Here is a 13,864-nt window from a genome sequence, read left to right as displayed (position 1 = left end):
CCTGGCTGCCCGCGGCGCTCGCGCGCGGCATCCTCGATCTTCTCAACCCCCGGCGCCGTCGGGCTCCCGCCTCATCGCTCGTCGGCGCCGATGTCGATGCGCGCCCCGCGCGTCCGCGCCTCGCCGTCGATGTCGGACGCTCCGCCCTGCGCGCCCGGATCGACGCCCGCGTCGACGGCCGGCGAGCCGCTCGTCAGGTGGAGGTCCGACGGCGGCCCGGCCAGGAGCGGGTCGACGAACCGCGCGCGCGGGTCGGTGAAGGCGCCGGCCGAGGTCTTGCTCGCGCCGAAGAAGATGTTGTTGTCGACGCGCACGTTCCTGTTGTTGCGGCCGCTGCTCACGTAGGCGTTCGTCGCCTTGGCGTAGAGGATGTTGTTCTGGATGAGCACGCCGTCCGAGTTGTTCTGGAGGATGATCTCGCCGCCGGCGGCCTGAACCAGCGTGTTGTTGAGCACCGAGATGTTCGCCGCGCTGCCCACGCTCGTGGAGTAGCCGCCGACCATGATGTTGCCCTGGTAGCTCCGCGACACGAAGTTGTTCCGCACGGTGATGTTGCTCGTGGTCCTGCCCCGGTGCTCGCTGGCGACCTCGATCCCGATGTCGCTGTTATCGACCTTGTTCCGCTCGATGACGATGTCCCTGCCGCCGTCGACGTAGATGCCGTCGGCGGACCGCTCGCCGTCGTAGGCTGGGTTCTGGGCCGAGGTGATGTTGTAGACGACGTTGTCCACGCACACGCCGTTCCTCGCCTGATCCGAGCCCGAGGGGCCGACGCCCTCGAAGCCGATGAAGTCGATCCCGATGTTGTCGTTGTCGTGGACCTCGTTGCGCGAGACCACGAAGTTCGTGACGTTGCCGTTGAGGACCAGCGACTCGCTCGAGCCGAGCTTGCAATCCCGGATCTCGTTGCCGTCGATGAGGATGTCCGTCATCGGCGTCGCGGACGTGCCATAGACGGCGATGCCGTGGGCGTCCTCGGAGCTCTCGATGTGGTGCACGACGTTGTCGCGGATCTCGAGGAAGCTCGAGCTCCCGCTCGCGCTGATGCCGATCGGCGTGTCGGCTCCTTTGAAGTTCTGCACCGTCATGCCGGCGACCCGGATGTAGCTCTTGCTGGCGATCTCGATCCCGGCGCCGTCCCTGCCTGTCCCGTCGAGGATCGCGCCTGTCTCGCCCTGCAGGGTGATGCAGCCGGCGGCGGCCGTGCCGCCCCTCCCGAAGGAGACGTTCTCCCTGTAGGTGCCCGCCTTGACGAGCACGGTGTCGCCCGCGGCCGCCGCGTCGAGGCCGGCCTGGATCGTGCGATGATCGCCGCCCGAGGGAGCGACGGTGATGATCTTGCCGCTCGAGCGATCCCCGCACGGCCCGGCCGCCGCGGCGAGCCCGGCCTGAAGCGCGTCTGCGCCCGCGTCGTCGGGGCCGGACGGCGCTGCGCACGCGGGAGACAGCCCGACGGCGAGCAGCAGGATGCCGGACGGAGCGAGGCGGTGCGCCGCGTGCGGCGCGCGGATTCTCATCGATCGATTCATGAGCCTTTGTCCTCGAAGTGTTGCCTGTCACGTTGAAGTCGCGACCCTGGCGCGTGCGCCGGGCGCTTCGACGCGGGGACATTGCAAGCGGGCGGCCATACCGCCCGCCGCGGGAGGACGCCGGGGAGAAGGCCGCAAAGGCCCTTGGTCGCCTCGGGCCGATCACGAGATCTTGCGCAAGGTTCGTACAGCTGCGCAGCGCACGGACAGCCGCTCGCCGGCGAGGCGGCGAGGCGAGAAGGTATCCAGTCCTGCCGAACAGTGCGCGGCCCCCGGGCTCCTCCGGCGGAGCGCTCGCGCGCCTGCTGCGCGTACCCGCTCGCTGCGCAGCGCCGCTTCACGCGGGCGCGGCGCGCGCTGGCGCGACCGGAGGGCTCGCTTCGCACTGGCTTCCTCCGCTAGCATCGGCGGCGCGCTGCACGGGTATGCGCAGGAGGTTTTCTTGATCAAGGCGACGAAGCACAAGCCTCTCGCAACGACCATCACCGGCTCTCTGCCGCGGCCATCCTGGTATGTCTCCGGCCTCGCGGGCCGCAGGTTCTCGACGGCCATGGCCGATCTCGTGTTCAGGGAGCAGTACACCGACACGCTCGCCGTCCACATCACCGATCAGGTCAGGGCCGGCCTCGACATCCTGACCGACGGCGACGCCCGCTTCGACATGGATGTCGGGGGCCGCTCCTGGTTCGGCTATCTGGCCGAGCGCATGGAGGGCATGGCCGATCCCGGCCTCCGGCCCCAGCCATGGACGTCGCCGAGGGAGCGGGAAGCGGGCGATATCCTCCACGAGGTGATGGAGGCCCGCCTCCCCTTCTTCGTGCGCGGCCCCGTCGGCCGCGGAGGGCTGGAGTACGCGCGCGTCTGGAAGGCGGCGCAGCGCATGACGAGCAGGCCCATGAAGCTCGGCACCTGCTGCGGCCAGCTCCTCGAGGCCGTCCTCCTCAACCAGCATTACGCGAACCGCCGCGAGCTCCTCTTCGCCATCGCCGACAGCCTCAATCAGGAGCTGCACGAGGTCGCCGACGCGGGGTGCCCCGTCATCCAGCTCGAGGAGCCGATGCTCCATTACGTCGCCGGCCAGGACAAGGGGGCGGAGCTGACCGCGGCGCTCTACGTCGACGCCTTCAACCGCGAGGTCGCCGGGCTGCGCGACAAGACCGAGGTCTGGGTGCACACCTGCTGGGGCAACCCGGCGGCGCAGCGGGTGGAGGTCGCGACGAGCGGCTACGAGGGCGCGCTCGGGCTGCTCGACCGGCTCGACGTCGACGTCATCACGTTCGAGGCCGCGAGCGACGGCGGCGCGGCGCTCCCGGCGATCGGCGAGGCGATCGGCAAGGACAAGAAGGTCTGCATCGGCGTCGTGCACCACCGCAGCCTGGAGGTGGAGACCCCCGAGCAGGTCGCGGCGCTCGTCCGCAAGGCGCTCCGGTTCATCGAGCCGGAGCGGCTGATCCTCAGCAGCGATTGCGGCTTCGGCCGACAGGGCATGAGCCGGATGCACGCGTTTCACAAGATGGTGTCGCTGGTGCGCGGCGCGAACATCGTCCGCCGCGAGCTCGGCCTCGAGCCGGCGCCGTGCCTCGCGGCGGAGCAGCGCTATTCGATGCTCGTTTAGCGCGCCGAGGTCGGTCCCCGGGCGCCTCGGCCGCGGATCAGCGGGAGATAGACCTCGTCGACGATCTCGACGAGCACGCTGTCGGGCACGCTCGGCGCGCCCCGGGTGATGAACTCGTTGCGCAGGAGGACGACGGCCGCCGTCGCGACGCGGGGGTGCAGCGCCTCGGGCGGCGCCTCGCCGCGCGCGACCGCGCGGCCGAGGACGCTCAGCCACAGCGCGCTGCCGCCGTCGTTCGACGCCTCCTGGAGCTCCCTCAGCAGCTCGGGCTCGCCGCCGACCCCTGCCAGCAGGCCGCGGAGCACATCGCCGAGCGGCGACGACCAGTGCCGGTTCGCCCCCCGCAGCAGCTCGAGCGCGTCGGCGCGAAGCGAGCCGGTGTCCGGCAGCGCCGCGCTGTCGGCCGCGAGCTGCCGGTACGCGGCCACGGCGAGCCCGGCCCGGCTCGGCCACCGGCGGTAGATCGCGTTCTTGTTCGTCCCCGCGCGCCTCGCGACCCCATCCATGGTCAGCCCCGGGAAGCCGACCTCGGCGAGCTCCTCGGCCGCGGCGCGCAGGATCGCCAGCTCAAGCACCGCTCCACGCCGTCGTTCCGCCGCCACGCCGTCACCCGCTCTCGGACATGTAACTTAAATTACGTTGCGCGCACGCCGAGACGATTTAAGGTACGCTCAGTACCTTAACCGGCGTGAGGGCCATCGATCATGCGAGCCTACGGCATTTGCTACGACACGGGCTTTCTCAACAAGGGCAACAGCACCCACGAGCCGTTCGACCCGGACCGCGTGCGGCGGGACATGGGGGTCATCCGCGGCGACCTGCATTGCACCGCGGTCCGCATCACCGGCGGCGATCTGGGCCGGCTGAAGATCGCCGCCACCCACGCCGCCGCGGCGGGCCTGGAGACGTGGATCTGCCCGTTCACCACCGATCTGACCGGCGACGAGCTGCTCGCGTTGCTCGCCGAATGCGCCGAGCACGGCGAGCGGCTCCGCCGCGCGGGGGCCGAGGTGGTGATCGTCACCGGCTCGGAGCTCAGCCTGATGAACGAGGGCTTCGTGCCCGGCGAGACGTTCCTCGACCGGAGCAAGGTGTTCACCGGGCGGGGGCCGGAGCTCCGCGAGCTGCTCGCCGCGATCCCGGCGCGGTTGAACGCGCTCCTCGCCCGGGCCGTCGCGGTGGTCCGCGCGCGGTTCGGCGGCAAGGTCACCTACGCTTCGCTCTCGTTCGAGGGCGTCGACTGGACGCCGTTCGACATCGTCAGCACCGACGCCGCGTACCGGTACGCGCAGATCGCCGACCGGTTCCCCGAGCTCATCCGCGCCTTCGTCGCCCAGGGCAAGGCGCTGGGCAAGCCGGTCGCGATCACCGAGTTCGGCTGCGCGACCTACGCGGGCGCGGCCGACGCCGGCCCGCGCGGCAGCGATATCATCGTGTGGGACGAGGCGACCGCGACGCCGCTCGGGTTGAACGGCGCGTACGCGCGCGACGAGGCCGAGCAAGCCAATTACCTGCGGGAGGTGCTCGAGGTCCTCGACGCCGAGGGCGTCGACGCCGCATTCGTGCACGCCTTCGCCGGATACATCCTGCCGCACGACCCGGGCGAGCCGCGCAAGGACCTCGACCTGGCCAGCACCGGCGTCGTGAAGGTCCTCAAGGACGGCACCTGGGCGCCCAAGCAGGCGTTCTCGATGCTCGCCGGTACCTACGGCCGGCGGCGCCAGTAGCTCCACCCGCCGGGAGTCCGGACAGGGATGTGGAGGGACGGCCCGCCGCGCTCAGATGAACTTCGCCGTGATGCTCCGCTCGCAGCCCTTCAATTCGTAGGGCGGCCCCGCGAACAGCACCTCGCCGCCGGCGCTGCCGCCCTCCGGGCCGAGGTCGATGATCCAGTCCGCCTGCCGGATCACGTCGAGGTGATGCTCGATCAGGACCACCGTGTTCCTGGCGTCCACCAGCCGGTCGATGATGCCCATGAGCAGCCCGATGTCGGAGAGGTGCAGCCCGGTGGTGGGCTCGTCCATCACGTAGACGCTGCCCTGCTTGTGGATCTCGGTGGCGAGCTTCAACCGCTGCCCCTCCCCGCCCGACATCGTGCTGAGCGGCTGGCCCAGCTTCAGGTACCCGAGCCCCACGTCGTTCATGGCCTGCACAACGGCCCGGATCTTCTTCTCGCCGAAGAACGCCAGCGCCTCCTCCACGGTCATGTCGAGCACGTCGCTGATCGTCTTGCCGCGCAGGCGGTACGCGAGCACCTCGGCCTTGAACCGCTTGCCCTCGCAGAGCTCGCAGGTGGAGACGATGCCCTCCATGAACGCCAGATCGGTGTAGACCACGCCCAGCCCGTTGCAGTTGGGACAGCTGCCCTCCGAGTTGAAGCTGAAAAGCGAGGCGCTGACCTTGTTGGCCTTGGCGAACGCCTGCCGGATGTCGTCCATGATGCCGGTATACGTGCACGGCGCCGAGCGGCTGTTGGCCGTCACCCGGGACTGGTCGATCACGATCGCCTCCGGGTGCTGCTCCAGGAAGACATCGTTGATCAGCGTGCTCTTCCCGGAGCCGGCGACCCCCGTCACGACCGTCAGCACGCCCGTGGGGATGCCCACCGTGACGTTCTTCAGGTTGTGCAATGCGGCGTTCTTGATGAGCATCTGCCCGGTGGGCTGCCGGACCTTCCGCTTGATCGGGAGGTGCTGCTTCAGGGACCTTCCGGTCAACGTGTCGGCGTCCTTGAGGGCCTCATAGCTCCCCTGGAAGACCACCTGACCGCCGTGCACCCCCGCCTTCGGGCCCATGTCCACCACGTGATCCGCGATCGCCACCACGTCCGGATCGTGCTCGACGACGAGCACGGTATTGCCCTTGTCGCGCAGCTTCTGGAGCAGCCGGTTCAGCCGGGCGACGTCGCGCGCGTGCAGCCCCACGCTGGGCTCGTCGAGGATGTACAGCATCTCGGTCAGGCTGTTTCCGAGGTGCCGGATCATCTTCACGCGCTGCGACTCGCCGCCGGACAGGGTGGCGGTCTCCCGGCCGAGGCTCAGGTAGCCGAGGCCGATGTCCACGAGGTGCTGCAGGCGCTCGATGAGCCGCGCGGCCAGCCGCACGGCGACCGGATCGGTGAGGCCTTGCAAGAACTCGATCAGCTCCGTCGCCTCCAGGTCGGACGCCTCGGCGATGTTCCGGCCGTTGATCCTGCAATTCAGGGCCGCCTGGTTGAGCCGCGCGCCGCGGCACGCCGGGCAGGTCTGCGAGGTGGTGAACTGCTCGAAGACCGCCCGGTTGCGGTCGGACATCGCCGCGGCGTCCTTCTTGAGGTACATGCGGGTGAAGCGCTCGACGAGGCCCTCGTACTTCGAGCCGAACTCGCCGAACGAGACCTTCACGTCGGCGCCGTACAGGAGCGCGCGGAGCTCCTCCTCCGAGTAGTCCTTGATCGGCTTGTCGCTGTCGAAGAGCCCGGAGAGCGGGTACATCTTCCACATCCATTTGCCGACCTTGAAGTCCGGATGGAGGATGGCCCCGCCGTTCAGGGACTTGCTGCGGTCGAGGAACCTGTCCAGATCGAGCTGGACGGTCTTGCCGATACCCTCGCACTCCGGGCACATCCCCTGCGGGTTGTTGAACGAGAAGCCGAAGGCCGGCCCCGCGGCCGGCTGCCCGACCCGCGAGAAGAGCAGCCGCAGCAGCGCGGCGATGTCGGTGTACGTGCCGGCCGTCGAGCGCGAGCCGCCGCCGACGCGCTTCTGATCGATGATGATCGGCGCGTTCAGGTGCTCGATGCGATCGACGTCGGGCTGGCCATAATGCGGCAAAAAGCCTTGCACGAAGGCGGTGAAGGTCTCGTTGAGCTGGCGCTGCGCCTCGGCGGCGATGGTGTCGAAGACCAGGGAGGACTTCCCGGAGCCGGATACGCCGGTGAACACCGTGATCTTCTGCTTGGGGATGTCCAGCGAGACGTCCCTGAGGTTGTTCTCACGCGCGCCGCGCACCTGGATGAACTGGCGATCCATCACGATTGCCTCCTTCTCCGAGCCCGAAACGCCCGACCGCCGCAGTCTCCCCGAAGGCCACGATCAGAAACCGACGCGGCTCTCCACCTCGCGGAACCGAGACGGCGGAACCGAGACGATCGAGCGTCGAACATGTCCGCGTGGGCCCCCCAGGCGGCATCGCGCGCGCCGGACGCAGTCCACGCCTCGAGGTCGGCCGGCTCCTCTAGCGCGAGGGGTCAGGAAAAGCAAGACGAATCGGAAATGTCAAGGGGCCAGAAGCGCGAGCCGATCGGCGTGGCCGACCTCGCCGGCGGTGGGCCTGAGCCGCCTGAGCCGCGACCAGGCATCGAGCGTCCTCGCGTCGCCGTCGCCGGCGCTTGCTGGGGTGGGGCCGGCAGGGTAAGGATTCGGCGGAAATCATGGGAATCGCGCCCACATGCTGCGGCGATCGGCCGGCGCGCGGTCGGGACTCCCTCTTTCTGCTCGTTGCATTCCTCCTCCACGCGGGCGGCGTCGTGGCCGCGGTTGCGCTCGTGCCGCAGGTCGTCGACGAGCGCGCCGGCGCGGGCGCGGAGGTCGAGCCGCTCGTCCTGCTGGATCTCGACGTGTCGCCTGACGAGCCCAGGGCGCCGCACGACCCGCCGATGGAACCGCCGCGGGGCCTCTCCCGGACGAGCGGCGCCGACCCCGGCTCCGCGCGCGCCGCGTCGAGAGGGCGGGCGCCGGCGCCGCCCGAGGCGCCTTCCGCGCAGGCGCCGAGCTCCGGACCGGAGACCCACGAGGCGGCGCCCCCGGACGAATACGGCGCGCCTCCCCCCGCCGCGGCCCCTCCCGGCCTCGATGGATCGCCGGTCTGGGCCTTGCCGGGTGTCTTGCCGGCGGCGCCTCCGGCCGGCTCTCCCGCTCCCACGCGCCCCGTCCCGCCGCGCTCCGCGAAGAACGACGCCGAGGAGGGCGGGAGAGGGCCCATGCTGGTGTTTCCCGCGGCGGGCACGCTCGCCTCGGCCGTCGCCGACGAGGTGTCGTCGTCCCCGGCGCCGGAGGTCTCCGAGAGCTCGTTCGAGCTCACCCTGAACGCGAAAGGCCACCTGATCTCGGCGCGCTTCCTCCGGGCGAACGCGGGGAGCGGCGAGGACTGGCGGCGCATCGCCCAGGCCGTGCTGCGGCGCTTTTCGGGGCGCGCGCTGCCGATGAACGGCGATTTCGCGGCCGGCAGCAGGGTCATCGTCCACGTGAACAGCCGGGTCGTCGTGCCCGACGGGACGGGGCACGGGATACCGATGCCGATGCTGAAGCACGACGGCGGCAAGCCGATCATCCGCGAAGACTCGCTGGACGATCGCTTCCGCTCGCCTCACCTCGCGCCTGCGCCTGACGAGAAGAAATTCGTGCTCTCGTTTCTCACCGATGTCGCGAACATCGGCGCGCAGCGCCGGAGGGTCGTCAGCACGCGGGTCGAGGCCGTTCCTGTCGCGCTGCCATGACGCGCTGGATCGCGGTCCGATCGCCGCGCCACGCCGGATCCCGCCCCCGCGGACGGCCGTGGCCCCGTCCCGCCGGAGCGCGTCCGGCGGCCCGGCGCTCAGGCCAGCGCGCGGCGCTCAGGCCAGCGTGCGGCGGACGCGCGCGCCGAGCTCCTCGAGCCGCGCGATGGCGCTCGCCGGGTCGAGCACGCTCTCCGGGTTGTAGAGGCCCGGGCCGACCGGCGGGCCGCCCGCGAGCCCGAGCAGGCGCTCCGTCGCGATCGCGGCGCCGTACGCGCTGAGGCGAGAGAGGTTGTCCGCATCGACGATGTCGTAACGCAGCCGCGCCCCCGACCCGTCGCGGCGCCGCCCCGACACCTCGACGATGAGCTCCGTCAGGGGGCCCGCGCCGCCGGCCGCCCTGCCGCGCGCGGCGAGGTCGGTCCGGATCGATCGCGCGTCGGTCGCCGCCGCGAGGCTGACCACGTCGGACAGCGGCAAGGCCTGGCCGACGTGCGCCGCGCCCTCGGCGTCCACGACGCGCCTGGTGGCCGCCTCCCCGCGCAGCCAGGTCCATTTCCCGTCATCGAGGACGAGCGCGGCCTCCCCGACCTGCCGGAGCCGCTCGAAATCGGCGCTCGACGCGGGACCGCCGTGATCGTCCGCGCCGATCACGGCCGCGATCGCGATCGCGTCGACGCTCCGGAGCTCCTGGGCGAGGTGCAGCGCCGCCAGCGTCGCCGTGCCGCCGAAGGTGTGGCCCAGCATGAGGATGGGAGCGCGCGTCGGGCGCGCCACGTAATGGGCGACCAGGGGGCCTATCTCCGTGACGAAGTCCGAGAAGGCGAGATAGGCCACGCCGTCCGCCTGCGCGCGCTTCAGCGCGTTCGACGACTCGTCCTTGACCAGCGTGACGATGGCGCTGAACGACGAGCCCGGCTCGAGGCCGAGGTCGCTCCTCTGGACGTCGACCGTCACCGCCGCCGTCGGACCGCCGACCTCCGCGGCGACCGCCGCCGCCTTGCGCCCGTCGCGCCCGCCGATCGCGATCCGGAGATCCGGATGCAGGCGCCGGAGCGCCCTCGCCGCGCGCGCGCCGACGTGACCCGAGCCGCCGATCAAGAGAACTGGAGACATCGTACGTGTGCTCATCGGAATGGACTCCTCCCGCCGGGTCGCGCGAGCGGCCGGGCGTGCTCGAAGCAACCTACCATCAGTAAGTTACCTTTGGTAACATGAACCTACTCGTGGTAGTGTCAAGGCGCATGGCGAAGACGAACGCAGCGCGGACCCCGACCCGGCCGAGGGGCGATGCCCCCGGCAAGCGCCTGCCGAAGGCGGAGCGCCGCGAGCAGCTGCTCGAGACGGCCGAGCAGATCGCGCGCGAGGAGGGCACCGAGGCGCTGACGCTCGGCCACCTCGCCGAGCGCGCCGGCGTCAGCAAGCCGATCGCGTACGAGCACTTCGAGACGCGGTCCGGGCTCCTCATCGCGCTCGCGCGGCAGATCGACGATCGCCAGGTCGCGGCGCTGCTCGAGGCGCTGACGCGGACGCAAAAGCGCCTGGAGGACGTCGCGCGCGTCGTCAGCGCCGCGTACATGCACTGCTGCGCGACGGTCGGGCCCCAGTGGTTCGCGATCCTCGCGGCGCTGAAGGGCGACGAGCAGATGGACGCCGTGGAGCGGGAGCTGCTCGACAGGTACGTGACGATCTACCGGGACGCGCTCGCGCCGTGCGTCCAGCTCTCGAAGCGCGAGCTGCACCTCCGCTGCGTGGCGATCATCGGCGCCGCCGAGGCGCTCGCGGCCGAGATGTTCCGCGGCCGCGCCGACGAGGCGGCCGCCGCAGAGGCGCTCGAGTCGCTGATCGTGCGGTGGCTCTCGAAGGGCGGCTGAGCGGCGCCATCCGCGGTGGCCGCGAGGCGGCGGGCCCCCGCCGCCGGCCGGGCCGATCGCTCAGAACCGATAAAGGACGTTGGCCTTGTCGCCGGACACGTAGATCGCGCCCGACGGGCCCACGGCGACGCTGCTCATCGCGAAGGTCGGCGGCGTCCCGGTGATCGCCGGGAGCCCCACCTCGAGGTGCTTTGCCAGAACCGTGATCTCTCCGGTCGACGGGTCGATGCGCAGGAGCTTTCGCCTCCCGCTCTCCACGACGAGCAGGGTGCCGTCCAGATCCACCGCCATCCCCTCGGGCTGCCACAGGCCGGCGGCCACCACGAGCGGCGGAGAGAGCGTCGCGCCGCCGGACACCAGCTGGAGGACCTCGCCCGTGGCCCAGTCGGCGGCCCAGAGGTCGCCGCCCTCGACGGCGAGGCCCGAGGGCACGGACATCGGCGCGAGGGTCACGCGCCCGCCGCCGGTCTCGCGGACGACGCGCCCCGCGCCCTGCCCCGCGCCGAGCTCGGCCACCACGAGATCGCCCTGGAACCGGACCGCGTTGAGCGGCGTGGCGAAGTCGCTGTAGGTCTCGAGCACCGAGGCGGTCGCCGGGTCGTAGACCTGAACCACGTTGGCGAACCACGAGGTGAAGATCAACGCCGGGCCGTCCGCCGACACGGTGGTGGGCGCGTGCATCTCGGAGACGCCGAGGAACGACCGCTCAACGCCGAGCGGCTCGCCCGTATCGCCATCGAACGTGCGGAGCGAGGCCGTGTCGCCGACATAGACCGTCTCGGCCCCTCCCTCGCTCAGCACGGCCACGCCGCCGGGCAGGACGAGGCCACCCGGGAGCAGCGAGCGCACCCCGCCGTCCGGCTCGATCCGGACGACGAAGCCGTCGGTGGCGCTCGAGACATAGAGCTTGTTCTGCGCGTCGATGGCGAGGTTGTCGAGGCCGGGCGGGAGCACCGCGAGGACCTCCGTGTCGCCGGTCGCGACGTCGATCCGCACCACCTCGCCGTTCTGATCGACCGCGTGGAGCCGGCCGAGCCCGTCGAACTTGACCGCCGCGGGGATGAAGAAGCCGTCGGCGACCGTCCGGATGTCGCACTCCGCCTCCGGGTCGACCGCGCCGGTGCAGGAGTCCACATCGATGCTGACCACCCTGCCCTGCGTCCAGATCGGCCCGTACAACCTGCCGTCGGGGCCCCAGTCCATGCCGTTCAGGAAGCCGAGGTTGCCCGCGATGAAGCGCGGCGGCGCCGACAGATCGGGATCGAGCTCGTAGAGGCCGTCGCCGAGGAAGTCGAGGGCCACGAAGAGCCGCCCCGTATCGGAGAAGGTGATGGGGTTGACCCCGAGCGCGACGTTCTGCGCGGTGATGTCCCCCGACGGCGAGCGCCGCACGACGTTCCCGGTGAGGAGCGACGTCCAGTAGAGCGAGCCATCCGGGCCGAACGCGAGGTCGTCCGGGCCCTCGACGCCGTCCGACCCGTCGAGCCGGTCCACGACGCTCCCGCTCTTGCGGTTCACGACGGCGATCTCGTCGCCGAGCAGGCTCGCGACGTACAGCCGGCCATCCGGCCCCACGTTCATCCCGTTGGCGCCGTGGAGCCGCGCCCCCTCGACGAGGACCGACGGCTTCGCGTGCGCCGGCGGCGAGACCCCAAGAGCGATCGACCCAGCAAGCACGAATGCAAAGGACCTAGGCATAGTTCTCCTTTCACCGTCGCGCGTGGGCCCGAGACCCCAGGATCAAGTCATCGAGCGGGGGACCAGCGTGACGGAGCGAACACCCGGTGAACTGTCGAATCAAGCAGATCGCCTCACACGATAGCACGGTGATTGAGGAATATCCATGGATGCATGGGCCCGCTCCGCTGTCGTTACGCGTTCGCCGCGTTGCGCGCGTCCGGCGCGTCCGGCGCGTTCGGCGCGTTCGGCGCGGGCGAGCAGAGCGGCGTCGGCCGAGGTGCATGAGCTCGCAGGCCGCGCCGCGCGCGGCGCCGGCGGTTCGCCTTGTCGGGCGAGGGGCCAGGCGTTAGAGCATGCCGAGATGAACCCAAAGGGCCCAGGAGATCCAGCCCGCTCGAACGGTCAGGACCCGAGCTTCCGAGAGAATCACGGCGCGGAGCGCCTGCTCTGCGCCGTGGGGGAGCTGTGGCGCGCGCCCGATCTCCCGACCCTCCTGAACGTCGCGGCCCGAGCCGCCCGGGAGCTCACCGGCGCCGACGGCGCGTCGTTCGTCCTCCGCGACGGTGAGCTTTGCCACTATGCCAGGGAAGACGCGATCTCCTCGCTCTGGCAGGGCAGGCGATTCCCGATGTCGAGCTGCGTCAGCGGGTGGGTGATGCGGAATCGGAGGCCGGCGATCGTCGACGATATCGCGCTCGATCCCCGGATCCCCCTCGGCGTCTACAGGCCGACGTTCGTGCGGAGCATGGCGATGGTGCCGATCCACGCGCGCGCTCCCCTCGGGGCGATCGGGTGCTACTGGGGCTCGACGCGCGTGGCCACGGCGCACGAGGTGACGCTGCTCCAGGCGCTCGCCGACGGCGCCGCGCTGGCGATGGACAACATCGCCCTCCGCGAGCGCATGGAGAAGGCCGAGGCGCGGATCGACGAGCTCGACGCGCTGACCCGCGATCTCACGGAGCGGCACGAGGCGCTCGCGGAGAGCCAGCGGCAGGGCGACGCGCTGAACGAGCTCCTCGCGCACGACCTCAGGAGCCCCGCCGCCGGCATCCTGCTGACCGCCAGGGCTCGGCTGCGGGATCCGGCGCTGGAGGAGCGGGAACGGCGCCGCTGGAGCCGGGTGCTCTGCTCGGCCGAGCTCATCCAGCGCACGGCGATGAACCTGCTCGACACCTCGAGCCGGCAGCTGGGGGCGCTCGTGCCTCGGCTGGATGAGCTCGACCTCACGGCGTTGCTGGAGGAGGTGGCCGAGATCCTCGAGCCGTTCGCGGCCTCCCGCGACCAGCGCATCGCGCTCCGCCCCGGCGCGCCGCGCTGCTGCCGCGCCCGGGGCGACGCGGATCTCCTGCGCCGGGTGCTGCAGAACCTGCTCGACAACGCCCTCCGCCACACGCCCGCGCGCGGCGCCGTGCACGTCGATGCGCGGCCGGTCGACGCGCGCTGGGTGGAGGTGCTCGTGTGCGACGAGGGCCCCGGCATCCCTGCCCACCTGCGCGACCACATCTTCGACAGGTACGTCCGGCTCGACGATCCGAACGTCGCGGCGCGCTCCGGCCGCGGGCTGGGACTGACGTTCTGCAAGCTGGCCGTCGAGGCGCACGGCGGCACGATCGAGGTGCGGGACAACAGCGATGGGCGCCCGGGGAGCTGCTTCTGCGTCCGGCTCCCGGCATGCTGACGGGTCACCCGC

General features: G+C 71.1%; 10 protein-coding genes. 5 read left to right on the top strand and 5 right to left on the bottom strand.

Annotated elements, in window-relative coordinates; all coding sequences use genetic code 11:
- Positions 1-71: 71 nt before the first annotated feature.
- Positions 72-1,517: a right-handed parallel beta-helix repeat-containing protein gene (locus tag WMF33_RS15610; RefSeq protein ID WP_437337871.1), complete on the bottom strand. Its 1,446-nt coding sequence runs from the start codon at positions 1,515-1,517 to the stop codon at positions 72-74.
- 454 nt (positions 1,518-1,971) lie between these two features.
- Between WMF33_RS15610 and WMF33_RS15605 the strand changes: the two genes are divergently transcribed.
- Positions 1,972-3,144 (top strand): hypothetical protein, encoded by a 1,173-nt coding sequence (locus tag WMF33_RS15605; protein WP_437337870.1) that lies wholly within the window; start codon positions 1,972-1,974, stop codon positions 3,142-3,144.
- Here the strand turns inward: WMF33_RS15605 and WMF33_RS15600 are convergent.
- Positions 3,141-3,719: a TetR/AcrR family transcriptional regulator gene (locus WMF33_RS15600; RefSeq protein WP_437337869.1), complete on the bottom strand. Its 579-nt coding sequence runs from the start codon at positions 3,717-3,719 to the stop codon at positions 3,141-3,143. The two genes, WMF33_RS15605 and WMF33_RS15600, sit on opposite strands and share 4 nt — an antisense overlap.
- 129 nt (positions 3,720-3,848) lie before the next feature.
- Between WMF33_RS15600 and WMF33_RS15595 the strand changes: the two genes are divergently transcribed.
- The gene (locus WMF33_RS15595; RefSeq protein ID WP_437337868.1) at positions 3,849-4,871 is read left to right on the top strand and encodes a hypothetical protein; all 1,023 of its coding nucleotides are present in this window, start codon (positions 3,849-3,851) and stop codon (positions 4,869-4,871) included.
- 51 nt (positions 4,872-4,922) lie between these two features.
- On the opposite strand, the gene WMF33_RS15590 is transcribed toward WMF33_RS15595, so the two are convergent.
- Complete coding sequence (locus tag WMF33_RS15590) at positions 4,923-7,154, bottom strand: ATP-binding cassette domain-containing protein (RefSeq protein WP_437337867.1); 2,232 nt, start codon at positions 7,152-7,154, stop codon at positions 4,923-4,925.
- Positions 7,155-7,555: 401 nt separating this feature from the next.
- On the opposite strand from WMF33_RS15590, the gene WMF33_RS15585 reads away from it, so the two are divergent.
- Entirely contained in the window at positions 7,556-8,620 is a 1,065-nt protein-coding gene (locus tag WMF33_RS15585) for a hypothetical protein (protein WP_437337866.1), read from the top strand.
- Positions 8,621-8,737: 117 nt separating this feature from the next.
- Here WMF33_RS15585 and WMF33_RS15580 read toward each other — a convergent pair whose 3' ends face one another.
- The gene (locus WMF33_RS15580) at positions 8,738-9,751 is read right to left on the bottom strand and encodes a hypothetical protein (RefSeq protein ID WP_437337865.1); all 1,014 of its coding nucleotides are present in this window, start codon (positions 9,749-9,751) and stop codon (positions 8,738-8,740) included.
- Between the two features lie 113 nt (positions 9,752-9,864).
- On the opposite strand from WMF33_RS15580, the gene WMF33_RS15575 reads away from it, so the two are divergent.
- Positions 9,865-10,494, top strand: coding sequence for a TetR/AcrR family transcriptional regulator (locus WMF33_RS15575; RefSeq protein ID WP_437337864.1), 630 nt, complete (start codon positions 9,865-9,867; stop codon positions 10,492-10,494).
- Between the two features lie 60 nt (positions 10,495-10,554).
- Here WMF33_RS15575 and WMF33_RS15570 read toward each other — a convergent pair whose 3' ends face one another.
- The gene (locus WMF33_RS15570; RefSeq protein WP_437337863.1) at positions 10,555-12,171 is read right to left on the bottom strand and encodes a hypothetical protein; all 1,617 of its coding nucleotides are present in this window, start codon (positions 12,169-12,171) and stop codon (positions 10,555-10,557) included.
- Positions 12,172-12,535: 364 nt separating this feature from the next.
- On the opposite strand from WMF33_RS15570, the gene WMF33_RS15565 reads away from it, so the two are divergent.
- The gene (locus tag WMF33_RS15565) at positions 12,536-13,852 is read left to right on the top strand and encodes a sensor histidine kinase (protein WP_437337862.1); all 1,317 of its coding nucleotides are present in this window, start codon (positions 12,536-12,538) and stop codon (positions 13,850-13,852) included.
- Positions 13,853-13,864: the final 12 nt, after the last annotated feature.

Origin of the sequence: Sorangium sp. So ce394 (genome assembly GCF_051474665.1) — a bacterium.
Classification (GTDB): domain Bacteria; phylum Myxococcota_A; class Polyangia; order Polyangiales; family Polyangiaceae; genus Sorangium; species Sorangium cellulosum_D.
Note: the sequence above shows the minus strand (reverse complement) of the source record. Positions and strands in the feature narration are given on the sequence as shown.